Genomic DNA, 25,055 nt, shown 5'->3' with positions numbered 1-25,055 from the left:
CATCATGAGTTCATTAACGTTATATGGCACCGGACTTTCCGGCCACGTTCACCGCGTCAGCGTGTTGTTAAGCATACTGGGTCTTTCCGCCACCTGGGTTGAAGCTGATGCCGAGGTCAGACAAAGTGCCGGATATCGGGCGCTCAATCCTCTCGGGCAGGTGCCCGTTTTAGTGGATGGTGACACGGTGATCAGCGACAGTAATGCCATTCTTATCTGGCTGGTGAAGCGCTACGCACCCGACAGTGGTTGGTTGCCGGCTGATTTGCTGGAGGAGGTGCAGGTGCACCAGTGGTTGGCAAAAGCCGCCGGAGAAATCCGTTATGGTGTGGCGTCTGCGCGTCTGATTAAGCAGTTCAACGCGCCGGAAAACTACGCTTCAGCGGTATATGTGGCAAAGAAATTTTTACCTCAACTGGAGGCACATCTTAGCGATCGTCAGTGGCTGGTGGGAAAACGTGCCACCCTTGCTGATCTGGCCTGTTATGCCTACGTGGCCTGTGCGCCTGAAGGGGGCATTGGTCTGCATGCCTATCCCCACATTCAGGCCTGGTTGCAGCAGACGGCCGCACTGCCGGGCTTTATCACGCTGCCACCTCTGCCTTTACCGGCGGAAGCGTAACGATGTTCCATCCAGGGGAGTTGCAGGCGCAGAAAAAAGCAGGCTATCAGCAGGTGAAAGCCGCCCTTTATCCATCGATGCCTGAACAGCACCGTCTGTTTTATCAGGACCTGCAGACTTTCTATATGACCGTACAGGATGACAGCGGTTACCCGTTTGCAGCCCTGGTTCAGGGGGCTCCCGGGTTCATTATTACGCCGGATGAGAGCCATTTTTCCCTGCTGCGCAGTGCCATCGAGGCGGTACCTTATCTGCCTGCATTGAAGTCCGGAATGGCGTTCGGTGGCCTTGGCATCGACTTCGCCAGCCGTCGCCGTAATCGGGTCAACGCATTGGTAGAGGGTTTCAGTGACAATCGGCTACAGCTGCATGTACAGGAAAGTTTTGGCAACTGTCCGCAGTATATCCAGCGACGAACACTGCCCGCGCAGGATAAGCGACGATCGCTGCATATCGAACCCCTCTACACGCTGGATGCCGATGCGCGCTATCTGATTTCTGCTGCGGATACTTTCTTTGTGGCCAGCCATGCACCGCGCAGTCAGGGAATGGGAGGGGCGGATATCTCGCATCGGGGAGGGTTACCCGGGTTTATCACCCTCAGGCAGGGAAAGCTTTTTATCCCGGATTATTCAGGTAATCGTTATATGAACACGCTGGGAAACCTGCTGCTGGATCCCCGCTGTGCTTTGCTGATCATGGACTTCCATCAGGGTGCAGCACTGCATATTCAGGGAAGGGCTGAGATCCTGTGGCAATCACCGGGGGAAGGGCGAGTGGAACGTTACTGGACGGTTGAACCGGAACGCATCCTGCGCCTCAGGCAGTTATTACCCGCTGCCGGAACGGACGTGGAATATGCCGTGTCCACACTGGCAGCTGAAAGATAAAAAAAGGGCGACATCACTGTCGCCCTCATCATCATACTGTTAGTAATCAGTCATTCGCGTTCTGCGGAGCGGGGGTCCCGTCCTGAGTCATACGTTTCAGCAGGGGAGCTGTGAACATCATCAGTACAGCGATCACCCCAGTGACGATGCCGATTTTCAGGAACACATCACCATAAACGTGCAGCGACAGCAGCGGATCGGTAATGTTTTCTGGCACCGCCATCAGGTTGGCCACTTTACCGGCCACCATGGCAGCACCTGCGGTGGTCAGGAACCAGGAACCCATGATAAAGCCCATCAAACGCTGTGGAACCAACTGTGCCACCATCGCCAGGCCCAGACCAGAGATCATCAGTTCCCCAACGCTTTGCAGCGCGTAGCTGAGGATCAGCCAGTTGACGGAAACAATACCCAACTCGTTAGCCAGAGAGGCACCCAGCGGCAACACCAGGAAGGCTGCGGAGCACAGCACCATGCCCAGCGCAAACTTATGTGGCATCGGCAGGCGGTCGCCCATCTTGTTATAGATAGCGGCCAGCAACGGACTGAACACCATAATCCAGAAAGGATTCAGTGCCTGGAACTGCTCTGGCTGGAAAGTGATGCCCAGAATGCTGTGCTCGACGTTACGAATAGCGAAGAAGTTCAGCGAGGTGGGCATCTGCATATACAGCACGAAGAAGACGATAGCCTGTACCATCAGTACAAAAGCGACAATCATCTTGCGGCGCGCATGGCCTTTCAGTGCGAAGGTTTCTTTGGCAAACACCAGTACGATACCGACAGCGATCACGCCAAGTACCAGGCGGGCAATACCCTGGTTATGCAGCAACCAGGTTGCCAGGGTGATCATGACGACAATACCAACCAGCGTCATCAGCAATTTGCGGATGTCCAGCGGGGCAAAATCTGCTTTCGAACCGTGATTTTTCACCCATTTACGGAAGAACATAAAGTTCACCAGGGTGATCAGCATGCCGACAAATGACAGAGCAAATGCCGTACTCCAGCCAAACTCCGCCGCCAGCCACGGCGTGGCAAGCATAGAGAAGAAGGACCCGATATTAATCGCCATGTAATACATGGTGAACGCACCGTCGAGGCGCGGATCGTCTTTCTCATAGCAGGTAGACAGCAGAGACGACGGGTTAGCTTTAAACAGGCCATTACCCACGGCGATGGTCGCCATGCCGATATACACCAGGCTAATGTCGTGACCTGACCAGGCCACCAGTGCGTAGCCCAGCGCCAGCACCAGCGTGCCGAGCACGATAACGCGCTTGGTTCCCAGCACCTTATCGCCGAGCCATCCGCCAACGGCGACCAGTCCATACACCAGGGCGCTGAACGAAGCGAACAGGGTAATGGACTGCGCTTCTGACATCCCCAGCATTTTCACCAGGTAGACAGCCATAATCCCTTGCAGGCCGTAGTAACCGAAACGCTCCCATAACTCGATGGAGAAAATCAGATAAAACGATCGGGGTTGCTTGAACGCGTTGAGGCTTGCTACCTCAGGTTTCTTGTTTGCAGTTGACACTAGTACCTCTGAATGCTTGACCTGTTTCGTGACAGGAAATAAGTCGGCGTAACGCGGGACGTGCGCTCACCGTATAGTTATAAGATGGAAAAACGCCAAATAATTTCGCCGATTGCAGGCCTTGAGGCAAGTGTTATTTCAATATCGCTGACTGATGAAATAACAGTCTTAAATGAGTGGGCTTGCAGTTTACTTGTTTTATTGTGCTGATTTTGGTGCTTTATGTGAATGATTGCACCATTGGTTGTTGCGTGATCGTCCGATGGGCAGACAATAATTCTGGTGAGGGCTTTTCTGGTTGTAACGTCTTCAATAAATAAATTTGTGAGATTTATTGACTGTTTTATAGGGTTTTCTTAGTGATTATTGGTTGTTGTATTACGGGTGTGTGGAGTGAATAACAGGTAAAGCCACTTTGTGTGATTTTAATCACAGAAGGTGTGATAATTTTTGTTGCAAAGCAACTGATAAGTTCCAAATGTTTTTTATTAATTGAACGTTCAATATAAAACGTCTACAATTAAGCTCATTCAATAGTTAAAACCGATGAAGCAATGCCAAAAATTGGAATGAAGGCGATTCGTCAGGCGCAGTTGATTAATGCGACGCTGACGGTAATTGACCGGGTCGGACTGGCAGATGCCAGTCTGGCATTAATAGCGAAAGAAGCCGGGGTTTCTACCGGGATTGTCAGCCACTATTTTGGCGACAAAAACGGTCTGCTCGACGCCTGTATGCGCCAGATCCTCTCTGACCTCTATGTAGCATTAGAGCACCATCGTCAGAAGGCGGCACCGGACCCTGCTGCGCAGATCCGCGCTATTATCGATGGCAATTTTGACGTTACACAGATTGCTGCGCCAGTGCTGAAAACCTGGCTGGTGTTTTGGGCTGACAGCCTGCATCAGCCAAATCTGCACCGCCTGCAACGCATGAACGATCGTCGCCTTTATTCCAATCTGACGGCGCATTTCCGCCGTGTTTTGCCTGAGGAACAGGCCCGTGCCGCAGGTGCATGTCTTGCGGCGCTGATTGATGGGGTGTGGCTGCGCATGACGCTGGCACCTCAGCCGATGGAACAGGGCCTGGATCAGGCCCGCATGCTTTGTTATCAAAATCTTGCGCTGTGGCTGAACAGCGCACCCACCCCCTGACAGGAGGAGACATGGCCGATATGAAACGCCGCGGTTTATACATCAACGGACGCGAAGTGCCTGGCAATGGCGAACTGTTCACCACCGTTAACCCTGCCAACGGCAATGTCCTGGCTGAAATAACCGCCGCCAGCCAGCAGGATATTGATGACGCTGTTGCTTCTGCACAAGCCGGCCAGCGTATCTGGCGTAGCTATACTCCGGTTGAACGCAGCCGCGTTCTGCTGAAGGCCGTTGCCCTGTTGCGCGAACGCAATCAGGAACTGGCCGAGCTGGAAACGGCCGATACCGGCAAACCGATCGGTGAAACCTCAGCCGTGGATATCGTCACCGGCGCGGATGTGCTGGAGTATTACGCCGGGCTGGCCGTCGCCGTCGAAGGCGAATCCATTCCGCTGCGTGACACCGCGCTGGTCTATACCCGCCGCGAGCCGCTGGGCGTCTGTGCTGGCATTGGTGCCTGGAACTATCCGATTCAGATTGCCCTGTGGAAAAGCGCACCTGCGCTGGCAACGGGCAACGCGATGATCTTCAAGCCGAGTGAAGTCACGCCTCTCAGCGTACTCGAACTGGCCAAAATCTTTACCGAAGCCGGGCTGCCGGATGGCGTGTTCAACGTCGTTCAGGGCGCTGCTGCCGTGGGTCAGGGGTTGAGTCAGCACACCGGGATTGCCAAAGTGTCCTTTACGGGTGAAGTGAACACCGGTAAACGCGTAATGGCCGATGCCGCACTGGCTAACCTGAAGTCTGTCACTATGGAGCTGGGCGGGAAGTCACCGCTGGTGGTGTTTGAGGACGCCGATCTGGAGCGTGCGGTCGACGGCGCGATGATGGCAAACTTCTACAGCAGCGGCCAGGTATGCACCAACGGAACGCGCGTGTTTGTCCAGCGTTCGCTGTTGCCTGCCTTTGAAAAACGTCTGCAAGAGAAAATGGCCGGGATCCACTGCGGTGACCCGACCGACCCGGCGGTCAACTTTGGCCCGCTGGTGAGTGAAGGGCATTGCCAGAAAGTGGTCTCGTATCTGGAGATCGGTAAACAAGAAGGGGCGCGTCTGCTGGCTGGCGGTTCACGTATTACCGAAGGTCCACTGGCGAAAGGGTGTTACGTGCAGCCAACGGTCTTTACCGACTGCACCGACGACATGCGTATCGTGCGTGAAGAGATCTTTGGCCCGGTTATGAGCATCCTGGTGTTTGACGATGAAGACGAAGTCATCAAGCGCGCCAATGATACCGAGTACGGTCTGGCGGCCGGGGTGTTTACCACTTCACTGAATCGCGCACATCGGGTGATCCATCAGCTGGAAGCCGGTATCTGCTGGGTAAACAGCTGGGGCGAGTCACCTGCACCGATGCCTGTTGGCGGCTATAAGCAGTCGGGCGTAGGGCGTGAAAATGGTCTGGAAACGCTGCATCACTACACCAGAACCAAATCTATTCTGATCGAGATGGGTGAGTATCCATCCGCGTTCTGATTTTTCGCCGCGGCGTGCGCGTCGCGGCAATATTTCCGGAGGTTTAATGCAGAAATTTGACTATATCATTATTGGTGCGGGTTCAGCAGGCAACGTGCTGGCAACCCGTTTGACTGAGGATGCTGACGTATCGGTACTGTTACTGGAAGCAGGCGGCAAAGATCACCGCTGGGACTTCCGTACCCAAATGCCAGCCGCTTTGGCTTATCCACTGCAGGGTAAACGCTACAACTGGGCATTTGAAACCGATCCTGAACCTCATATGGATAACCGCCGTATGGAGTGCGGACGCGGCAAAGGCCTTGGCGGTTCTTCACTGATCAACGGTATGTGTTACATCCGTGGTAACGCGATGGACTACGACAACTGGGCGAGCAAACCCGGTCTGGAAAACTGGTCCTATCTGAACTGCCTGCCGTATTTCCGTCGTGCGGAAAAGCGCGATATCGGAGAAAACGACTGGCACGGTGGTGACGGTTATCTCAGCGTCACCACGCCGAAAAAAGGCAATAATCCGCTCTATCGCGCCTTTATTGATGCCGCCCAGCAGGCAGGACATCATGAAACCGACGATCTTAACGGATATCGCCAGGACGGTTTTGGCCCAATGGACCGCACCGTGACCGCCAAAGGCCGTCGTTCCAGCACCGCGCGCGGCTATCTGGATGTGGCCAAAACGCGTCAGAACCTGACCATTGTTACCCATGCGCAGACCGACCGTATTCTGTTCAGCGGCAAAACCGCCACGGGTGTCACCTGGCTGCGTAACGGTAAACAAGAGCAGGCGGAAGCCCGCCGTGAAGTGCTGCTGTGTGCCGGGGCGATCAACTCGCCGCAGATCCTGCAACGTTCGGGCGTTGGGCCGGAAGAGTGGCTGCGTGAGCTGGATATCGAGGTGGTTCATGCACTCCCAGGCGTGGGGCGCAACTTACAGGATCACCTGGAAGTTTACATGCAGTACGGCTGCAAAAAACCGGTCAGCCTGTATCCTGCCTTACAGTGGTGGAATCAGCCTGCTATCGGTGCTAAGTGGCTGTTCAACGGCACGGGTGTTGGTGCCAGCAACCAGTTTGAAGCGGGCGGGTTTATCCGCAGTGACGATCAGCCAGACTGGCCCGATCTGCAATACCATTTCCTTCCGGTAGCGATTAACTACAACGGCAGCAGCCCGGTGAAACAGCATGGTTTCCAGGCTCACGTCGGCCCGATGCGCTCTATGAGCCGTGGCCGTATCAAGCTGACATCCAAACACCCGTATGCTGCGCCATCGATCTTCTTCAACTATATGTCGGAAGAGCGTGACTGGGTGGAGTTCCGTAACGCAGTGCGTCTGACGCGCGAGATTATGCGTCAGCCAGCGCTGGCCGAATATTGCGGTGAAGAGTTGCAGCCCGGGATCAACGTGCAGAGCGATGAGGAGATCGACGCCTTTATCCGTGAGCATGCGGAAACCGCCTATCACCCCTGTGGTAGCTGCGCGATGGGTACCGATGCGATGGCCGTGGTGGATGCAGAAGGGCGCGTGCACGGCATGAACAGCCTGCGTGTGGTCGATGCGTCGATTATGCCGCAGATTGTCACGGGCAACCTGAATGCCCCAACGGTGATGATTGCGGAGAAAATATCTGACGCCATTCGCGGCAAAGCGCCATTACCGCTGTCAGAAGCGGATTACTATCAGTTAAGCCGTTAATACGATGTGGGCTGACCGAAACAGAAGGTCAGCCCCGACGTTTGCTGTAGGGCGACTTTTCGTTTCGGTCGCCCCGTAACCAAAATCGTTACTCGAAGTAAACCTCAGGGTTTTCCGACAACAGAACAAACTCCTTCGTGTCTTTCTCCAGTGCGCGAATAGCACCACTTTCAATGTCATACACCCAGCCGTGCAGCCGCAGCGCATTGTTGCGCAGTCCTACGGCGACCGAGGGGTGAGTTTTAATATTATTTAATTGCGCAATGACATTTTCCTGCACCATCGCATTCACTTTGTCTTCTTCAGTGGCATAGGTCTTTTTCTCGACCACGGCTTTCGCCGCATCAGAATAGTGCAGCCAGTGCGCTACGGCAGGCATCGGATCAAGGCACTGACAGGTGGCAATCGCCTTCATTGCACCGCAGTTGGAGTGGCCGCAAATCACGATATCCGTCACACCCAGCGCCACCACGGCATATTCGATAGTGGCAGACACGCCGCCAGGCTCAGGCCCGAATGACGGCACGATGTTACCTGCGTTACGAATCACGAAGAGTTGTCCCGGGTCCTGCTGGGTGACCAGTTCCGGCACCAGGCGGCTGTCGGAGCAGGAGATAAACAGCGCTTTGGGATTCTGGCTTGAAGCAAGGCTGCGGAAAAGTTCTTTTTGCTCGGGGAAAATGTCTTTCTGGAAGTTGAGGAAACCTTCAATGATATGTTGCATAGCACTCTCTCTATCCTGGATTATGGCCGCGAACCACGTCAGGGAACGGGCCGATAATAGTCATAAAATGATATTGTTATGAGGGTCAGAAGGCATTTTTAAGACGTCTGGTCATTCTACTTTAGCATCAAATTCACAAAGATCTTCAATCAGGCAGGAGCCGCAGCGCGGTTTACGCGCAATGCAGGTGTAGCGGCCATGCAAGATCAGCCAGTGGTGGCAGTCGACCATAAACGCTTTCGGCACCACCTTCAGCAGCTTCTCTTCCACCTGTTCCACGTTTTTGCCAGGTGCAAAACGGGTGCGATTACAGACGCGGAAAATATGCGTGTCGACGGCGATAGTCGGCCAGCCAAAGGCGGTATTTAATACGACGTTGGCCGTCTTACGCCCAACGCCGGGTAACGCTTCCAGTGCCTCACGACTCTCCGGCACTTCACCGCCATGCTGTTCCAGCAGAATCCGGCAGGTCTTTATCACGTTCTCAGCCTTGCTGTTAAACAGGCCGATGGTCTTGATGTACTCTTTCACCCCATCGACACCCAGCGCCAGAATGGCGGCAGGCGTATTAGCAACCGGGTAGAGTTTTGCCGTGGCTTTATTCACGCTGACATCGGTAGCCTGCGCAGACAGCAGAACCGAAATCAGCAGTTCAAAAGGAGAGGTGAACATCAGTTCCGTGGTGGGATGCGGGTTGTTATCCCGCAGCCGGGTCAAAATTTCCTGACGCTTTTCCTTATTCACAGCACACCTGTTGTTTTTCCATCCGGCAACGCCTGCGCTTCTCTTTCAGCCTTCAGGGCGGCACGTTGTTTCATTTTATTATCAATCAGATACTTAGCGGCCAGCAGCATGCCCAGACCGATAAAAGCACCCGGCGGCAGCATCGCCAGCAGCATCGGGGAATCAAAGTGGACAACCTCAATGCGCATCACTTTCGCCCAGGGGCCGAGCAGTTGATCCGCACCGTTAAAGAGGGTGCCGTTACCGATGATTTCGCGAATCGAACCCAGCACCACCATCACGCTGGTGGCCCCCAGGCCGATGGCCATGCCATCCAGGGCCGAGAGCGGAATACTGCTTTTCGATGCCACCGCTTCCGCACGTCCAACGACAATGCAGTTGGTGACGATCAGCGGGATAAAGATCCCCAGCGACTGATAAAGGCCGTAAGCATAGGCATTGATCAACATCTGCACGCAGCTCACCACCGCAGCGATAATCATCACGTAAATAGGAATACGTATTTCAGAGGGCACCCAGCGGCGCGAAAGCGAAATTCCGCTATTGGTGCAGGTCAGTACCAGCGTGGTTGCCAGACCGAGGCCGAGCGCATTGGTCGCCGTCGAGGTCACGGCCAGCAGCGGGCACAGGCCCAGCAACTGAACCAGCGCTGAGTTATTCTTCCACAGCCCGCCGACCAGCAGGGTTTTGGCTTCACTCATTGGACTCTCCACAAGGTGGCAGCGAAGAAAGCTGCTCCGGTAAGGTTTCAATATACAACGTTGTGCGCTTAACCGCATTCACCACGGCGCGTGGGGTAATGGTGGCACCCGTAAACTGGTCAAACTCACCCCCGTCTTTTTTCACTGCGAACTGGCTGTCATCGGCGCCTTTTACCTGTTTGCCGTTGAAGCTGTTGATCCAGTCGGAAATGCGCAGCTCAATTTTATCGCCCAGACCCGGCGTTTCGTGGTGTTCGACCACGCGTGTGCCGTAAACCGTGCCGGTAAAACTGGCGCCAACAATCATCTGAATATTACCCGAATAGCCATCGGGAGCGGTGGTTTCAACGGCTACGGCAACCGGTTTATCGCCTTTACGCGCCAGATAAAGATGGTGCGGACTGGCATTACCGAGAGCCGGATTACTGACGATATAGCACTCCTGCTGAATGTGGTTATCATACAGCTCCGGCGGCACCACCTGGTCCAGCAATACTTTCTGCTGTAACGCAGTCTGATGAGCAATCGTCGGTTTGGTGACCGTGTTGACCACCGCCGTCAGCCCGGTAGTGATAGCGGCAAACACGGCCAGCGTGACACCGTTTTTACGAATGGCATCCAGCATTATTTATCCTTCCGATGGCCGTAAACGCGCGGCTGCGTGTAGTAATCGATCAACGGTACGCAGATGTTGGCCAGCAGCACGGCAAACGCCACGCCATCCGGGTAACCCCCGAAACTGCGGATCAGCCATACCAGCAGGCCAATTAATGCGCCATAGATCAGCCGGCCTTTGTTCGTGGTTGAGGCGGTGACCGGGTCAGTGGCAATAAAGAACGCGCCAAGCATGGTCGCACCGGACAACAGATGAATGACGGGAGACACCAGACTGTGCGGAGAAATTAACCAGCCCAGGGTGGCACAAAACGCCAGCGAGATCAGCATCCCTGCCGGGATATGCCAGCGGATGCTGCGGGTGCAAAGCAGGAAAACACCGCCCAGCAGATAACCGACGTTCACCCATTGCCAGCCCAGCCCGGCCAGTACGCCGCTGTAAATCGGCTGCGCCAGCAGCTGTTCTGCTCTGTGCCCGGCGCGCAGTCCGGTCTTGAAGGTATCCAGTGGCGTTGCCTGGCTGACCCCGTCAATCCCCACCTGCAACTGCTGCATGGTGTGACCATCCAGCGTATGGAAATGGAAGATCATGCTCAGGGTGTCACCGAGGGTCGGTGTCATTCCCTGTAAACCGTCCGGCGGCAACCAACTGGTCATCTGCACCGGGAAGGAGATCAGCAGCACCACATATCCGACCATCGCCGGGTTAAACGGGTTCTGCCCAAGACCACCGTAAAGCTGCTTGGAAATCACCACGGCAAACAGCGTACCGATCACAATCACCCACCAGGGCGCCAGCGAAGGAATGCTGATGCCCAACAGCAGGGCAGTGAGCAGCGCAGAATTATCTTTCAGTGTGTCTGCCAGCGGCAGTTTGCGCAGGCGCAGTATGGCGGCTTCAGCACCGATGGCAGCGATGGCAGCAATCAGGACCTGAATCAGGTTACCCCAGCCAAAATAGTACCACTGTGCCACCATGCCAGGCACGGCGGCAATCAGCACCAGCAGCATAATGGTGCTGGTGCTGCGGCGGTTGTGGGTGTAAGGCGAACTTGCAATACGAAAAGCCATTTAATCCTCTTGCTGCGTTGAAGGCTGCTGCGATTTACGCGCTTTCACGCGCGCAATGGCCGCTGCCACCGCCGCTTTACGCGCATCATCTGAAGCGGCAGGCGCTTCACTCTCTTCTGTTTTCACTGACTCTGCGGCCTGCGCGGCTTTCTTCGCTTTTGCGCGGGCAATGGCGGCTTCAATAGCCGCTTTGCGTGCATCCACCACCGGTTCAGCCGACGGCGATTCGGCTTCAGCGGGTTGTGCTGCGCTGGCACTGGCCTGCGCGGCTTTCTTCGCTTTTGCGCGGGCAATGGCGGCTTCAATAGCCGCTTTGCGCGCATCCACCACCGGTTCAGCCGACGGCGATTCGGTTTCAGCGGGTTGTGCTGCGCTGGCACTGGCCTGCGCGGCTTTCTTCGCCTTTGCGCGGGCAATGGCGGCTTCAATAGCCGCTTTGCGTGCATCCACCACCGGTTCAGCCGACGGCGATTCGGCTTCGGCAGGTGCTGTTGCGCTGGCAGTGGCCTGCGCGGCTTTCTTCGCTTTTGCCCGTGCAATGGCGGCTTCTACTGCCGCTTTGCGTGCATCCACCACCGGTTCAGCCGACGGCGATTCGGCTTCGGCAGGTGCTGTTGCGCTGGCAGTGGCCTGCGCGGCTTTCTTCGCTTTTGCCCGTGCAATGGCAGCTTCTACTGCCGCTTTACGCGGATCGTCAGTCTGGCGGGTAACGGGCTCGCTGCTGGACTGTTCTTCCACCTGGCGGGCACGTGCTTCGGCCTGGCGCGCTTCTCGCTGCGCCTGTTTTGCTGCCTGGGCAGCGGTATCCTGGCCGGATGTTTCAGCCTGCTTCGCTTTGACTCGCTCGCGTGCCGCGCTGATCGCATCGGCGTCACTGGCGGCTACGCTGCGTTTTGCCTGTTGATGTTTGGCATCGCGCGCGGCTTTTTCACGTTCAAGGCGAAGCTGGCGTGCTTCAAAACGGCTCTTCGCCAGCGCATTACGTTCGGCCTCCTGGTCAATGGCCAGGATCTCCGCTTTCTCCTGACGGTAATACTGTACCAACGGGATATTACTCGGGCAGACGTAAGCGCAGGCACCGCACTCAATACAGTCAGCAATATTATGTTCACGCGCTTTATCGTGATCGCCGCCCCGGCTGTACCAGTAAAGCTGCTGCGGTAACAGGGCTGCCGGGCAGGCATCGGCACAGGCGCTGCAACGGATGCAGCCCTGTTCCGGTTCGTTCTGGCCCATTTCGCTGGCGGCGGGCGCGAGAATACAGTTGGTGATCTTCACCACGGGCACATCCAGCGTTGGCAGGGTAAAGCCCATCAACGGGCCGCCCATCACCACCATCTGCTCTGCACCCGGCATAAAATCAGCCTGTTGCAACAGATGGCTGATGGGGGTGCCGAGACGCGCCCAGACATTGCCCGGCTTTGCCACAGACTCACCGGTCAGGGTGACCACGCGTTCGGTCAGTGCTTCACCGTCGACAATGGCGCGCTTAACGGCAAAAGCGGTGCCGACGTTTTGCATCAGTACGCCGATATCGGTTGAACGACCACCGTGCGGCACTTCCTTCCCGGTCAGAATTTTTGTGAGCTGCTTGGCACCGCCTGAGGGGTACTTGGTCGGGATCACCCGGATATGCAAATCCGTGGCGCTGCCTAACGCCTGCTTAAGCGCGGCAATCGCCTCGGGTTTATTATCCTCGATGCCGATTAAGACCTGCTCTGCTTGCAGGATCCACGCGAGGATGCGGCTGCCTTCCAGCACGTCATCGGCACAGTCCTGCATCAGACGGTCATCGGCGGTGATATAAGGCTCGCACTCGGCGGCGTTGATGATCAGCGTGTTTACACCCCGCAGGCCACCTTTCAGTTTTGTCGCCGTAGGGAAACCCGCGCCGCCAAGACCGGCAACGCCAGCCTGATGGACTTTCTCTACCAGGATACTGCGTTCCACGCTGCGATAATCGCTCAGGGTTTGCTTATCCACCCAGCGGTCTTCACCATCAGGGGTAATAAACAGGCACATTTCAGCCAGCGCCGACGGATGGGCCGTCATATGTGGCGCAATCTTCGTGACAGTACCCGACGTCGGCGCGTGGATCGGTAACATGCGGCCGTTGCCGAAGGTCAGCGGTTGCCCGCGCAGCACCTTATCGCCCGGACGCACGCCAATCTCGCCTTCATGGCCAATATGCTGCTTCAGGGGCAGAATAAATTGCGCAGGTAACGGCAGGTGACGCAGCGGCACGCCATTAGACTGGGTTTTCATCTCCGGTGGATGAATGCCACCTTCGAAATCCCAGAGCCGATCTTTTTTAAAGAAATTAAGCAGGTTAAACATGACTTTCTACAGGAATAACCCGGATTGGGATGGTGTTGAGATCCCATTTCCAGTTAGCAGTGGTAGTCGCAACCGGACGCATCTCAATGCAGTCGGTCGGGCAGGGGGCAACGCACAGATCGCAGCCGGTACAGACGTCGCTTAACACGGTGTGCATCGCGCGCGTGGCACCGACAATGGCATCAACCGGGCAGGCCTGAATACATTTGGTACAACCGATACAGTTGGCTTCGTCAATCCAGGCCACTTTGCGTTCCGGCTCCGTGGGCATTTCATCGCCCAACGGTTGAGGATCAACATTAAGCAGCGCCGCCAGCTTAAGCATGGTCTGCTCGCCGCCGGGAGCACATTTATTGATCATCTCACCGTTATTGCCCACGGCGTCCGCGTAGGGACGGCAGCCAGGGTAACCGCACTGGCCGCACTGGCTTTGTGGCAGAATCGCATCGATCTGCTCAACAATCGGATCTTCTTCCACTTTGAAACGGCGCGAGGCATACCCCAGCAGTCCACCGAAAACCAGACTGAGCGCACTTAACACGGCAATCGCTATCCAAATCGCACTCATCAGAACTTGACCAACCCGCTAAAGCCCATAAATGCCAGCGCCATCAGTCCGGCGGTGATCAGTGCAATGGAAGAGCCTTTAAACGGTGCCGGGACATCGGCCAGCACCAGGCGCTCGCGGATACCGGCGAACAGCACCATCACCAGAGAGAAGCCCAGTGAAGCACTGAAACCGTAAAGCGCGGCCTGAAGGAAAGTATGATTAAGATTAACGCTTAACAGCGGCACGCCAAGCACGGCACAGTTAGTGGTGATCAGCGGCAGGAAAATGCCTAACAGGCGATAAAGGTCAGGACTGGTCTTACGCACCACCATCTCGGTGAACTGCACCACCACAGCGATCACCAGGATATACGCCATGGTACGCAGATAGACGAGGTCCAGCGGCAGCAGGATCAGATGGTTCACCAGCCAGGCGCAAATGGAGGCCAGTGTGATGACGAATGTCGTGGCGAGTCCCATGCCAATTGCCGTTTCCAGTTTTTTGGAAACGCCCATAAAGGGACAGAGGCCGAGAAACTTCACTAAAACGAAGTTATTCACCAGCACTGTGCCAATAAAAAGAAGCAGGTATTCGGTCATTGATACGCCTGAAAATATAGAGAAAGCCGCTTATTATCAGGCATTGCGTGCCTGACCACAACCGCTCCGGGTCTGTGGGTTTTTAATAGCGCACTCAGGATTAAATTTCTGACGCTTTTTTCGACATCAGGGTGCGATAAAAGTGTTTTTAACCCGCTGAGAACGCTTGAAATAGGGTACAAACACGCTGGCCGCCAGCAGAGCGAGCAGCAAGCTGTTGACCACCGCGCTGTCTTCCACTGGAGCGAAGAGAAAGGCCTTAAGCGCCAGTAGCACGTTGATCAACAGCCAGATAATGTAATGGCGCGGCAGGCGCGGAGAACGCTTGCAGAACATCCAGATAATCCAGGTACTGTAGCTCAGCATCAGTATTGTCGTCAGCAGGAAGGCCCCCCACAGCAACAGCGCAGACGATGGCAGATTGGTTAACGCACTGCGAAAGGCTGGGCCAATCAGTCCGCCCCCATAGATTATCAACACCAGAATCATGTTCATGACGACTAACACCAGCCAGGTCAACGGCACAAAAAGCCAGCCACCGAGGCGCGGTTTAGAATTAACAGGCACAGATTGTCCTTATTCAGCCAGAGACGGCAAAGCGCGCATTGCACAGAGCCCTACGCATGACGAGGAGGATTATACGGAATATCGCGCTTAAGGTCATCAGGACGATAATCAACTGCCGGACTACACCACGTAGTGCCAGACCGTTTTCGGGACGCAGCCGAGGTCGAACAGGCGTCCGCCGGAGGCCAGCTCCGCCCGACGATGGTCGGCGGCGCGGTACATCTTGATAATATCGCTGTCATCGGTCAGGGAGTAATTCAAATGGTCAAAGAGTTTTTCCAGCGTCTCCAGAGAATTAACTTTGCGAAATTTTAACAAATAGTCTTGAACGGTCATTGCGGTCAGCCAGCGACAGAATAATGAGTCGCTGATTATATGTTGCAGAGAAAAAGATTCCACGTTGTTTCGGCTTTGTAATATAAAAATCAGAAAATTCAGCATTCCTTCTAAGCCATACGCAATACGGCACCGGCGGGCAGCTGGTTTTACGCGACAGATTAAACTGTGCAGCAGCTCACAAATCTGCTGTTTGATCGGGGATGAACGGAAGGGGAGTACGGGTGACAGAACTTCACGCGGTATTGTAATCGCTTCCAAATGCTTCTGGCGCAACCGCTTATGTTTATTACAGTTATTTAACCTTCTTTTGGCGCCCTGTGCGCGTTTTTTCCATATCGATTAGCACAGAAACAGATCGGTCTTGTCGCGTAAGCTATTTGATTTGTTGAATTTTGTGAGCATTGTCGTAAATGTTTTGCGGTGAATAGTCCAGGCTTTAGTGGCTCTTAACCCTATACGATAAAATCCCATCAGAGGAAAAATGATCATGTGGAAGCGTTTACTCTTAACCACTCTCATCAGTGCCAGCCTGTCTGCACCGGCACTGGCCGAATCCATGACCGTTGGATTCTCACAGGTTGGCTCTGAATCGGGCTGGCGCGCAGCAGAAACCAGCGTAGCAAAAAGTGAGGCTCAGAAACGCGGCATTACGCTGAAAATCGCGGACGGCCAGCAAAAACAAGAGAATCAAATCAAAGCTGTACGCTCCTTTATCGCTCAGGGCGTTGACGCAATATTTATTGCGCCCGTCGTTCAGACAGGCTGGGAGCCGGTGCTCTCGGAAGCCAAAGACGCCAAAATTCCGGTCTTCCTGCTCGATCGTGCCATCGTCGTCAAAGATAAATCGCTCTATCAGGCCGTCGTCACCGCCGATAACGTTTACGAAGGTAAGTTGATCGGTGACTGGCTGGTCAAACATCAGGCAGGCAAACCCTGTAACGTCGTAGAGCTGCAAGGCACGGTGGGTGCCAGCGTGGCCATTGACCGTAAAAAAGGCTTTGCTGAAGCCATTGCTAACACACCCAATATTAAAGTGATCCGCTCGCAGTCCGGTGACTTTACCCGTAGCAAAGGGAAAGAGGTCATGGAAAGCTTTATTAAGGCAGAAAACAACGGCAAGAATATCTGCATGGTTTACGCCCATAACGATGATATGGCGATTGGTGCCATTCAGGCTATTAAAGAAGCCGGACTTAAACCGGGTAAAGATATTTTAACCGGATCGATTGATGGCGTGCCGGATATTTATAAAGCGATGCTGGCAGGTGAGGCAAATGCCAACGTGGAGCTGACGCCAAATATGGCGGGGCCGGCGTTTGATGCGCTGGAAAAACTGAAAAAAGACGGCACTATGCCGCCAAAAATTATCAAAACTGAAACGAAACTTTTCCTGCCAGCCGATGCTCAGGCACAGCTGGACACCAAAAAAGGGATGGGTTACTGATCCCCTCACCGCCCCTTTCGGGGCGGTTTACTCATGGCCTGAGGCACAACATGACCATCGACACCCCTCTGCCCGCATTGCTGAATATCAGCAACGTCAGCAAATCTTTTCCCGGCGTCCGGGCGCTGGATAATGTCTCGTTTGACCTTCGCCCTGGCGAAATCATGGCGCTACTGGGGGAGAACGGTGCAGGAAAGTCCACGTTGATCAAGGTACTGACTGGCGTCTATCAGCGCGATGCCGGGACCATCATGCTCGGCGGGCAGGCGATAAATCCCCGCAACACGGCAGAAGCCCAGCAGCTGGGAATTGGCACCGTCTACCAGGAAGTGAACCTGCTGCCAAATATGTCAGTCGCTGACAATCTGTTTATCGGCCGCGAGCCGAAACGCTTTGGTCTGATTGACCGTAAGACATTAAATCAGCGGGCGGTGAAGCTGATGGCCGACTACGGTTTTGAGCTGGATGTGACACGTCCCCTTGGACAGTACTCGGTGGCGATGCAGCAAATTATCGCCATCTGCCGCGCGGTGGATCTCTCGGCAAAAGTGCTGATCCTCGACGAGCCGACTGCCAGTCTGGATGCCAGTGAAGTCACCATGCTGTTCACACTGATGACGCAACTCAAAGAGAAAGGCATGAGCCTGATCTTTGTCACCCACTTCCTTGACCAGGTTTACCGCATTACCGACCGCATTACCGTGCTGCGTAACGGGCAGTTTATCGCCACACGCGATACCCGGACGCTGCCGCAAATCGAGCTGATCAAGCTGATGCTGGGGCGCGATCTGCTGGAAACCGCCTTACAGCGGGCTGGCAGCACGCTGAAAAGCAATCAGCCCGTGGTGGAATTTAAAGACTATGGCAAAAAAGGGACGATTGAACCCTTCAGCCTGAGCGTGCGTCCCGGGGAGGCCGTTGGGCTGGCTGGCCTGCTGGGGTCAGGACGGACGGAAACCGCTGAACTGTTGTTCGGCATTAAACGTGCTGACAGCGGCCGCGCTTTCATAAAAGGAAAACCGCAAACAATCCGTTCACCGGCCCAGGCATCGAAGCTTGGCATGGGCTTCTGTCCGGAAGATCGTAAAACCGACGGCATTATTGGTGCAGCATCGGTACGCGAAAATATCATCCTGGCGTTGCAGGCCCAGCGCGGCTGGCTGCGACCGATCCCCAAACGTGAGCAGCAACAGGTGGCTGACCGCTTTATCAAAAGCCTGGGGATCCGTACCCCGGACGCAGAGCAGCCGGTGGAGTTGCTCTCCGGCGGTAACCAGCAGAAGGTTTTGCTGTCCCGCTGGCTGGTCACAAAGCCGCAGTTTCTGATTCTGGACGAACCCACACGTGGCATTGATGTGGGTGCCCACGCAGAGATTATCCGTCTGATTGAGACGCTCTGTGCCGACGGTCTGGCGCTGCTGGTGATTTCGTCAGAGCTGGAGGAGCTGGTGGGATACGCTGACCGCGTGGTGATCCTGCGCGACCGCCAGCAGGTAGCAGAAATACCACTGGAACAACTGTCCGTTGCGGCCATTGTTAACGCGATTGCCGCAGGAGGGGAGCAACATGCCTGAATCGCATCTGATGGCGGGGAAACCACCGATGTTAAAACGAAAACTACCGCCGGGATTACCGCAGATTGGCGCACTGCTGCTGGTGCTGATTATTGACAGTCTGGTGGCGAACAACTTCTTTGCTGTCCATCTGCAGGACGGACGACTGTTCGGTAGCCCGATTGATATTCTCAACCGCGCCGCCCCAGTTGCGATCCTGGCGATCGGTATGACGCTGGTGATCGCCACCGGGGGCATCGATCTGTCGGTGGGTGCCGTGATGGCGATTGCCGGCGCAACGGCGGCCACGTTGACCGTGGCCGGGCACAGTATTCCGGTGATTATTCTGGTCACGCTGGGCAGCGGCATTCTGTGTGGATTATGGAATGGGGTGCTGGTGGCGTTGCTGAAGATCCAACCGTTTGTGGCCACATTAATCCTGATGGTGGCGGGGCGCGGTATCGCGCAGCTGATCACCCAGGGGCAAATTGTCACCTTCGACAGTGATGCGCTGGCGCGTCTCGGCAGCGGGACACTGCTGCTGCTGCCCGTTCCGGTGTGGATCACGCTGACTCTGGCACTGCTGGTGTGGTTGCTGACGCGAAAAACAGCGCTGGGGATGTTTATTGAAGCGGTGGGGATCAACCTGCGTGCGGCGCGTAATGCGGGCGTCAACGGCTGGCTGGTGGTGATGAGCACCTATATTCTCAGCGGGCTGTGTGCCGCGGTGGCCGGGCTGATTGTGGCGGCGGATATTCGCGGTGCCGATGCCAACAACGCCGGATTGTGGCTGGAGCTGGACGCGATTCTGGCGGTGGTGATTGGTGGTGCATCTCTGATGGGCGGGCGATTTAATCTTCTGCTGTCGCTGATTGGCGCGCTGATCATTCAGGCCATGAACACCGGTATTCTGCTTTCCGGTTTCCCGCCAGAACTGAATCAGGTGGTGAAAGCGGTGGTGGTGATGCTGGTCCTGTTGCTGCAATCCCCGCGCTTTATTCAACTGTTTAAACGAGGGCACCGCCGTGATTAAACGTCATCTGCCATTAATGATCACCCTGCTGGTGTTTGTGGCGGGGTATCTGTTCTGTCTGAGCCAGTTTCCGGGGTTTGCTTCAACAAGGGTGATCGCCAATATCCTTACTGACAACGCCTTCCTCGGTATTATTGCCGTTGGCATGACCTTTGTGATCCTCTCTGGCGGTATTGACCTGTCGGTGGGAGCGGTGATCGCCTTTACCGGGGTGTTCCTTGCCCGTTTAATTGGTGATTTCCATGTCGATCCGTGGCTGGCCTTTGCACTGGTGATGTCGCTGGGGACGGCGTTCGGTGCCTTTATGGGCTGGCTCATTGATGCCCTGAAAATCCCGGCGTTTATTATCACGCTGGCCGGGATGTTTTTCCTGCGCGGCTGTAGCTATCTGGTGGCCGAAAGTTCATTACCGATCGATCACCCATTGTATGCCACGCTCTCATCCATGGCGTGGAAGATCCCGGGGGGCGGGCGCCTGAGTTTGCTGGCGGTGATTATGCTGGTGGTGGTGGCGTTCGGTATCCTGCTGGCGCACCGCAGCCGTTTTGGTAATCAGGTCTACGCCATTGGCGGCAACGCCACCTCTGCACAGCTGATGGGGATTTCCACCCGCAGCACCACGGTGCGGATCTATATGCTGTCATCGGGTCTGGCGACGCTGGCAGGCATTGTATTCTCCATTTATACCTCGGCGGGTTATGCGCTGGCAGGAATGGGCGTGGAGCTGGACGCCATCGCCTCGGTGGTGATCGGCGGCACGCTGCTGTCGGGGGGTGTCGGCACGGTACTGGGGACGCTGTTTGGCGTGCTGATCCAGGGGCTGATTCAGACCTGGATTAACTTCGACGGCACATTGAGTTCATGGTGGACGAAGATTGCCATCGGCGTGCTGCTGTTTGCGTTTATTGCGCTGCAACGGCTGCTGACGGTGATGTGGGATCGGCAGCAGAATGCGCCGGTGAAGCGATTAAGTTAAGTTCACAACTCATAACCTCAAGGGCGGGCCTTCTTATGCGGTCCGCCAGTCGCCGCCGCCCTTTGCGGCAGGCGCTGCGTCCACTGCGAGGATGCCTTCGCAAGCGCGGTTCACTTCACGTAGGGGCAGACCCTTTTTTCCGGTTTGCCCGTGATGTTGAGCAGGGGGCTGACCCGGTTTTACGGAGAGATCATCTAAATATGTCTTGCCAGTGATCTGGCAAGACAGTGTCTGCGTGATGAGGTTAAAAATCATCCTGTTGCAGGTAGCGCCAGGCGTACTGCGCATAAAGTTCGGCCCCGGTCACCATCACATCTTCATCGATATTAAAACGGCCGTGGTGGTGCGCCCAGTCGGTGCCTTTCTCGGCATTGCCACAGCCGAGCAGGGCAAAACAGCCGGGGATATTTTCCATAAAGAAGCTGAAATCCTCACCACCGGTGGTCGGTTTCTCGTCAAACAGCACCCCGGCCCCAAACGCATCGCTGATCACGGACTGTGCCAGCAGCGCACTGCGTGCCTCGTTAATCACCGGCAGTGTGCCGTAGGTGTACTCTACCTGCGCTGTTGCACCATAGATTGCCGCCGTATGCTGCGCATAACGCTCAATCGCCGCTTTAAGACGTTCACGGGTGTCGACGTCAAAGCAGCGCACCGTGCCATCCAGAACCGCATTTTCGGCGATAACGTTAAAACGTGTGCCCACTTCCATACGCCCGATGGTCACCACGGCGGACGCCAGCGCGGACGTTTCCCGCGCCACAATGGCCTGCAGATTCATCACAAACGATGAGGCCACCACCGCCGCGTCAATACAGGCTTCCGGCATCGAACCGTGGCCACCGCGCCCTTTAAACGTGACTTTCAGCAGGTCGGCGGAAGCAAAGGATGAACCGACGTTGCAGGACACTTTACCAGAGGCAGTGGTCGTCCAGATATGCATGCCAAAAACGTTATCAACGCCGTCCACCGCGCCCTGTTTCACCATGGCACGCGCACCCTGGGCGATCTCTTCTGCAGGCTGGAAAATCAGTCGTACATTACCGCGCAAACGGGTGCGATGCTCCTGTAATGCTCTGGCTGCCGTCAGCAGCATTGCGGTGTGGGCATCATGCCCGCAGGCGTGCATTTTACCGTCGGTCAAGGATTTATAGCTGAGTGAGTCGCTGAGCTCCTGCACTGGCAGCGCATCCATGTCGGCGCGCAGGGCAACAGTTTTACCCGGTTTACCCCCACGGATCTCGGCAATGATCCCGGTCGGTTGCGTGCGGCGATAGTCGATGCCCATTTCATCCAGCAGAGCGGCCACCGTATTGGTGGTGCGTACTTCTTCCCATGGCAGTTCCGGGTGGGCATGCAGGTCGCGGCGCAGGGCGATCATCGCGTCAACATGCGCATGGACGGATTTTTTAATATCGTGATTAATCACTGTTTAGCTTCCTTGTTGGTTTTTTATGCAGGAATAATATACGCCACCATGACACCGGCCATCACCACGGACACCATGGTCACGGAGATAAATCCACCGACCAGCATCGGGGCCAGCATGTGCTGCATCAGCACCTCGCGCTCATTTTCATCGCGGGTCAGGGCGGTAATGGCTTCATGGGTAATAATATAGTCTGCCGGGAAACCGTACATTGAGGTCAGGGCGATGGCGAAGGCCATCTCGGTGCTGACGCCCAGCAGCTTACCCACCACCCAGCAGACGATAAACATGCCGATAACCGCAGTGGCGATCAGCACCAGCATGGGCAACAGCAGGCGCAATAACATCTCCGGCGTCGCGCGGTTCAGCGTATCAAAGATAAACAGCATCAGCCCCATCACCGCAAAGCCAAAACCGTTGGCTTTCTGTAATGGCTGCTTCTCTAAAAAGCCTAGCGTGGTCGCCACCACGCCAAACAGCAGGCACAGGACAAACGGGCTGACGGAGATGACTGGCGCCAGCCAGCCAGACACCCGATACGCCAGATAGCCGACGGCCGCCAGGCGCAGGAATTTAAAGTAGCTGGTGTTGTAATGGGCTGGAAAGCGTTTAAACAGGCGTGGCATGACATCAGATGACTGATGCGCTGCCACCGCAGGCGTCTCTGCTGTCACGACTGCCTGAGGCCACGCCCCGCTGCGGTACAGGCTCAGCACTCGCTTGCCCTCGCGTTGCAGCATAATGGCGGTTAGCGGATAACCGGCAAAGCCCTGCATCACGTAGATCAGAATGGCGAATACCGACAAATCGACCAGACCCGCACTGGCCGCGCCTTTCGACATAATAATTGCCGAAACGATACCGCCAACCAGTGGCGGGATAGTGACGATAGCCGTATTAAAATCGAACAGTAGCAGGCAGACGCCAAAGACTGTGACAAAAATACCGGCGATACCGGCCAGAGAAATAACAATCGTCTTCCACTGACGGATCAACTCCGGCACGGACAGCAGCGTGCCCATATTGGTGATCAGCAGATACATCAGCATCACCGCTACCACCGGCGTGATCCCGGCAACGCTGACAATATCTTTGGGGAAAAAAGTCCAGTAACCGATTAAAAACAGTACCGCGCAGACAAAGACGGAAGGCACCCACGCTTTCGTTCTGACTGAAACCAGATCACCGAGATATAGAATAGAAATAATCAGTAAAAGAGCGAGCATTTGCGACATGAACCACTTCCATTTGAATAATTATCAGAATAATTCCCCTGACCGAGGCGCGAATGACGATATGATTAAAACTCAATGAAATCATGGAGTTTCCGGCTTCCAGGTTTCATAGTAAGCGGAATGCAGCCGTGCTGACCAGCAGAGATTGAAATAAAGTGAAAGGCGGTGGAAACAGGAAGGCACGACGGTGGGACGGGAGGGGCGGACCTCTTGCGGTCCGCCTGATATCTCACTGAACCCGTGGGATTAACGCTGATTCAAACGGTAGTACGCTTCATTCCAGCGCAGGGCATCGCGGAACCCGTGCAGCGTTGTCTCTTCATCGATCACCAGCACCTCAATCCCGTGCAGTTCCGCGTACAGGCGCATATCTTCCACCGTCAGCGCCTGGCTGAACACCGTATGGTGTGCACCGCCGCCGAGGATCCAGGCTTCAGACGCTGTCGCCAGCGAAGGCTGCGCACGCCACAGTGCACGGGCCACCGGAAGCTTAGGCAGGGCCTGCGGCTGTTCAATCGCATCCACCACATTCACCAGCAGGCGGAAACGGTCGCCCATATCTATCACACTGGCGTTCACCGCGCGCCCGGCAGGGGCAGAGAAGATCAAGCGGGCCGGATCGGCTTTGCCACCAATACCCAGCGGCTGCACATCCAGCAACGGTTTGGCTTCGCGTGCAATGGTCGGGCAGACTTCAAGCATATGGGAACCCAGCACCAGATCGTTACCCGGTGCGAAGTGATAGGTGTAATCCTCCATAAACGAGGTGCCGCCCGGTAAATCCCCTGCCATCACCTTGAACACATGCAGCAGTGCAGCGGTTTTCCAGTCACCTTCACCGGCAAAACCATAGCCTTGCTGCATCAGGCGCTGAACCGCCAGACCTGGCAACTGCGTCATGCCATGCAGGGTCTGGAAATTCGTGGTAAACGCACGGCAGCCTTCATCGTCCAGGAAGCGCTTGATCCCCAGCTCAATACGGGCAGCATCCAGCACATTCTGGCGCTTATTACCGTTTACCGCTGCCGCCGCGCTGAACTCATAGCTGCTTTCATACTCGTCGATTAGTGTGTTCACATCGCCGTCGCTGACCTGGTTGATCACGTCCACCAGATCGCCCACGCCCCAGCCATTGACCGCATAGCCGAACTGGATCTGTGCCGCGACTTTATCGCCTTCGGTCACCGCGACTTCACGCATATTGTCGCCAAAGCGCGCCACTTTGAGCTGCTGGCTGGCGAGCAGGGCGGCGGCACCGCGCATCCATTGGCCGATACGCTGCTGGGAACGCTCGTCCTGCCAGTGTCCGGTCACCACCTGATGCGGCAGGCGCATACGCGCGCCAATAAAGCCGAACTCACGCCCGCCGTGTGCGGTCTGGTTCAGGTTCATAAAGTCCATATCCATCGTGTCCCACGGGATTTCCGCATTGAATTGGGTATGGAACTGCAACAACGGTTTATTCAGGATCGACAGGCCGCCAATCCACATTTTTGCCGGAGAGAAAGTATGCAGCCAGGTGATAATGCCCAGGCAGCTTTGATCGTGATTAGCCTCGCGGCACAGCGACAGCGCTTCATCAGGGGTTTTCACCAGCGGTTTAAGGACCAGCGGGAAGGGCAGTTTACCCGCCCGGTTTAAGCCATCCACTACCTGCTGTCCGTGCTGCTCCACCTGGCGCAGGGTTTCCGCACCGTACAGATGCTGTGTACCAATCACAAACCATACGCTACGGGCGTTTAACTGTGTCATAAAACGATT

The 25,055-nt window shown here is 55.6% G+C and carries 23 protein-coding genes; 9 read left to right on the top strand and 14 right to left on the bottom strand.

The genetic code is table 11. The features are described from left to right. Positions 1 to 4 precede the first annotated feature (4 nt). Together FY046_RS13655 and FY046_RS13650 are read left to right on the top strand one after the other, a co-directional pair. Entirely contained in the window at positions 5 to 622 is a 618-nt protein-coding gene (locus FY046_RS13655) for a glutathione S-transferase family protein (protein WP_171148576.1), read from the top strand. Positions 623 to 624: 2 nt separating this feature from the next. Beyond that, on the top strand, positions 625 to 1,512 hold the full coding sequence (locus FY046_RS13650) for a pyridoxamine 5'-phosphate oxidase family protein (protein WP_446186171.1): 888 nt from the start codon (positions 625 to 627) through the stop codon (positions 1,510 to 1,512). Positions 1,513 to 1,558: 46 nt separating this feature from the next. Here FY046_RS13650 and dtpA read toward each other — a convergent pair whose 3' ends face one another. Then, a complete protein-coding gene (gene dtpA / locus FY046_RS13645; RefSeq protein ID WP_446186170.1) occupies positions 1,559 to 3,052 on the bottom strand; it encodes a dipeptide/tripeptide permease DtpA in 1,494 nt (497 codons plus the stop codon). Between the two features lie 554 nt (positions 3,053 to 3,606). Here dtpA and betI point away from each other — a divergent pair. Genes betI through betA form a run of 3 tightly spaced genes read left to right on the top strand, consistent with a single transcriptional unit; the run spans position 3,607 to position 7,377 of the window. After that, entirely contained in the window at positions 3,607 to 4,206 is a 600-nt protein-coding gene (betI, locus tag FY046_RS13640; RefSeq protein WP_133845208.1) for a transcriptional regulator BetI, read from the top strand. A 20-nt stretch (positions 4,207 to 4,226) separates the two neighbouring features. Further along, on the top strand, positions 4,227 to 5,684 hold the full coding sequence (betB, locus tag FY046_RS13635; RefSeq protein ID WP_133845461.1) for a betaine-aldehyde dehydrogenase: 1,458 nt from the start codon (positions 4,227 to 4,229) through the stop codon (positions 5,682 to 5,684). Between the two features lie 46 nt (positions 5,685 to 5,730). After that, complete coding sequence (betA, locus tag FY046_RS13630) at positions 5,731 to 7,377, top strand: choline dehydrogenase (RefSeq protein WP_446186169.1); 1,647 nt, start codon at positions 5,731 to 5,733, stop codon at positions 7,375 to 7,377. An 88-nt stretch (positions 7,378 to 7,465) separates the two neighbouring features. Here betA and FY046_RS13625 read toward each other — a convergent pair whose 3' ends face one another. From FY046_RS13625 to ydgT, 10 genes are all read right to left on the bottom strand, one after another. Beyond that, the gene (locus FY046_RS13625; protein ID WP_133845205.1) at positions 7,466 to 8,101 is read right to left on the bottom strand and encodes a carbonic anhydrase; all 636 of its coding nucleotides are present in this window, start codon (positions 8,099 to 8,101) and stop codon (positions 7,466 to 7,468) included. A 111-nt stretch (positions 8,102 to 8,212) separates the two neighbouring features. Next, positions 8,213 to 8,845 (bottom strand): endonuclease III, encoded by a 633-nt coding sequence (nth, locus tag FY046_RS13620; RefSeq protein ID WP_133845203.1) that lies wholly within the window; start codon positions 8,843 to 8,845, stop codon positions 8,213 to 8,215. Beyond that, positions 8,842 to 9,546, bottom strand: a complete 705-nt coding sequence (locus FY046_RS13615) for an electron transport complex subunit E (protein ID WP_133845201.1) — start codon at positions 9,544 to 9,546, stop codon at positions 8,842 to 8,844. Before FY046_RS13615 ends, nth begins: the two co-directional genes overlap by 4 nt. Continuing rightward, entirely contained in the window at positions 9,539 to 10,171 is a 633-nt protein-coding gene (gene rsxG / locus FY046_RS13610) for an electron transport complex subunit RsxG (protein ID WP_133845199.1), read from the bottom strand. The genes FY046_RS13615 and rsxG overlap by 8 nt, the downstream gene beginning before the upstream one ends. Further along, a complete protein-coding gene (gene rsxD / locus FY046_RS13605) occupies positions 10,171 to 11,232 on the bottom strand; it encodes an electron transport complex subunit RsxD (RefSeq protein ID WP_446186168.1) in 1,062 nt (353 codons plus the stop codon). The genes rsxG and rsxD overlap by 1 nt, the downstream gene beginning before the upstream one ends. Continuing rightward, positions 11,233 to 13,569, bottom strand: a complete 2,337-nt coding sequence (gene rsxC, locus FY046_RS13600) for an electron transport complex subunit RsxC (protein ID WP_446186167.1) — start codon at positions 13,567 to 13,569, stop codon at positions 11,233 to 11,235. Then, positions 13,562 to 14,137, bottom strand: a complete 576-nt coding sequence (gene rsxB, locus FY046_RS13595; protein ID WP_133845193.1) for an electron transport complex subunit RsxB — start codon at positions 14,135 to 14,137, stop codon at positions 13,562 to 13,564. The genes rsxC and rsxB overlap by 8 nt, the downstream gene beginning before the upstream one ends. Beyond that, a complete protein-coding gene (rsxA, locus tag FY046_RS13590) occupies positions 14,137 to 14,718 on the bottom strand; it encodes an electron transport complex subunit RsxA (protein WP_133845191.1) in 582 nt (193 codons plus the stop codon). The genes rsxB and rsxA overlap by 1 nt, the downstream gene beginning before the upstream one ends. Before the next feature lie 126 nt (positions 14,719 to 14,844). Then, positions 14,845 to 15,285 carry a DUF2569 domain-containing protein gene (locus FY046_RS13585; protein ID WP_133845189.1) on the bottom strand — a complete coding sequence of 147 codons (441 nt, stop codon included), beginning with the start codon at positions 15,283 to 15,285 and terminating at the stop codon, positions 14,845 to 14,847. 120 nt (positions 15,286 to 15,405) lie between these two features. Next, positions 15,406 to 15,621, bottom strand: coding sequence for a transcription modulator YdgT (gene ydgT / locus FY046_RS13580; protein ID WP_159337200.1), 216 nt, complete (start codon positions 15,619 to 15,621; stop codon positions 15,406 to 15,408). Positions 15,622 to 16,111: 490 nt separating this feature from the next. Between ydgT and ytfQ the strand changes: the two genes are divergently transcribed. The 4 genes from ytfQ to yjfF are packed head-to-tail and all read left to right on the top strand — an operon-like array spanning position 16,112 to position 20,630. After that, entirely contained in the window at positions 16,112 to 17,068 is a 957-nt protein-coding gene (ytfQ, locus tag FY046_RS13575; RefSeq protein ID WP_133845185.1) for a galactofuranose ABC transporter, galactofuranose-binding protein YtfQ, read from the top strand. Positions 17,069 to 17,118: 50 nt separating this feature from the next. Further along, complete coding sequence (ytfR, locus tag FY046_RS13570; RefSeq protein WP_133845183.1) at positions 17,119 to 18,642, top strand: galactofuranose ABC transporter, ATP-binding protein YtfR; 1,524 nt, start codon at positions 17,119 to 17,121, stop codon at positions 18,640 to 18,642. Beyond that, positions 18,635 to 19,654, top strand: a complete 1,020-nt coding sequence (gene ytfT / locus FY046_RS13565) for a galactofuranose ABC transporter, ATP-binding protein YtfT (RefSeq protein ID WP_133845181.1) — start codon at positions 18,635 to 18,637, stop codon at positions 19,652 to 19,654. The genes ytfR and ytfT overlap by 8 nt, the downstream gene beginning before the upstream one ends. Next, positions 19,647 to 20,630, top strand: coding sequence for a galactofuranose ABC transporter, permease protein YjfF (gene yjfF / locus FY046_RS13560; protein ID WP_133845179.1), 984 nt, complete (start codon positions 19,647 to 19,649; stop codon positions 20,628 to 20,630). The genes ytfT and yjfF overlap by 8 nt, the downstream gene beginning before the upstream one ends. A 244-nt stretch (positions 20,631 to 20,874) precedes the next feature. Here yjfF and FY046_RS13555 read toward each other — a convergent pair whose 3' ends face one another. The 3 genes from FY046_RS13555 to araA form a co-directional block, all read right to left on the bottom strand. After that, positions 20,875 to 22,059 carry an amidohydrolase gene (locus FY046_RS13555; RefSeq protein ID WP_446186166.1) on the bottom strand — a complete coding sequence of 395 codons (1,185 nt, stop codon included), beginning with the start codon at positions 22,057 to 22,059 and terminating at the stop codon, positions 20,875 to 20,877. A gap of 23 nt (positions 22,060 to 22,082) precedes the next feature. Beyond that, a complete protein-coding gene (locus FY046_RS13550) occupies positions 22,083 to 23,294 on the bottom strand; it encodes a hypothetical protein (protein ID WP_446186165.1) in 1,212 nt (403 codons plus the stop codon). 246 nt (positions 23,295 to 23,540) lie between these two features. Further along, entirely contained in the window at positions 23,541 to 25,046 is a 1,506-nt protein-coding gene (gene araA / locus FY046_RS13545) for an L-arabinose isomerase (protein WP_133845174.1), read from the bottom strand. Between the last annotated feature and the right edge of the window lie 9 nt (positions 25,047 to 25,055).

It is taken from the genome of Erwinia sp. 1181_3 (assembly GCF_052824965.1).
Note: the sequence above shows the minus strand (reverse complement) of the source record. Positions and strands in the feature narration are given on the sequence as shown.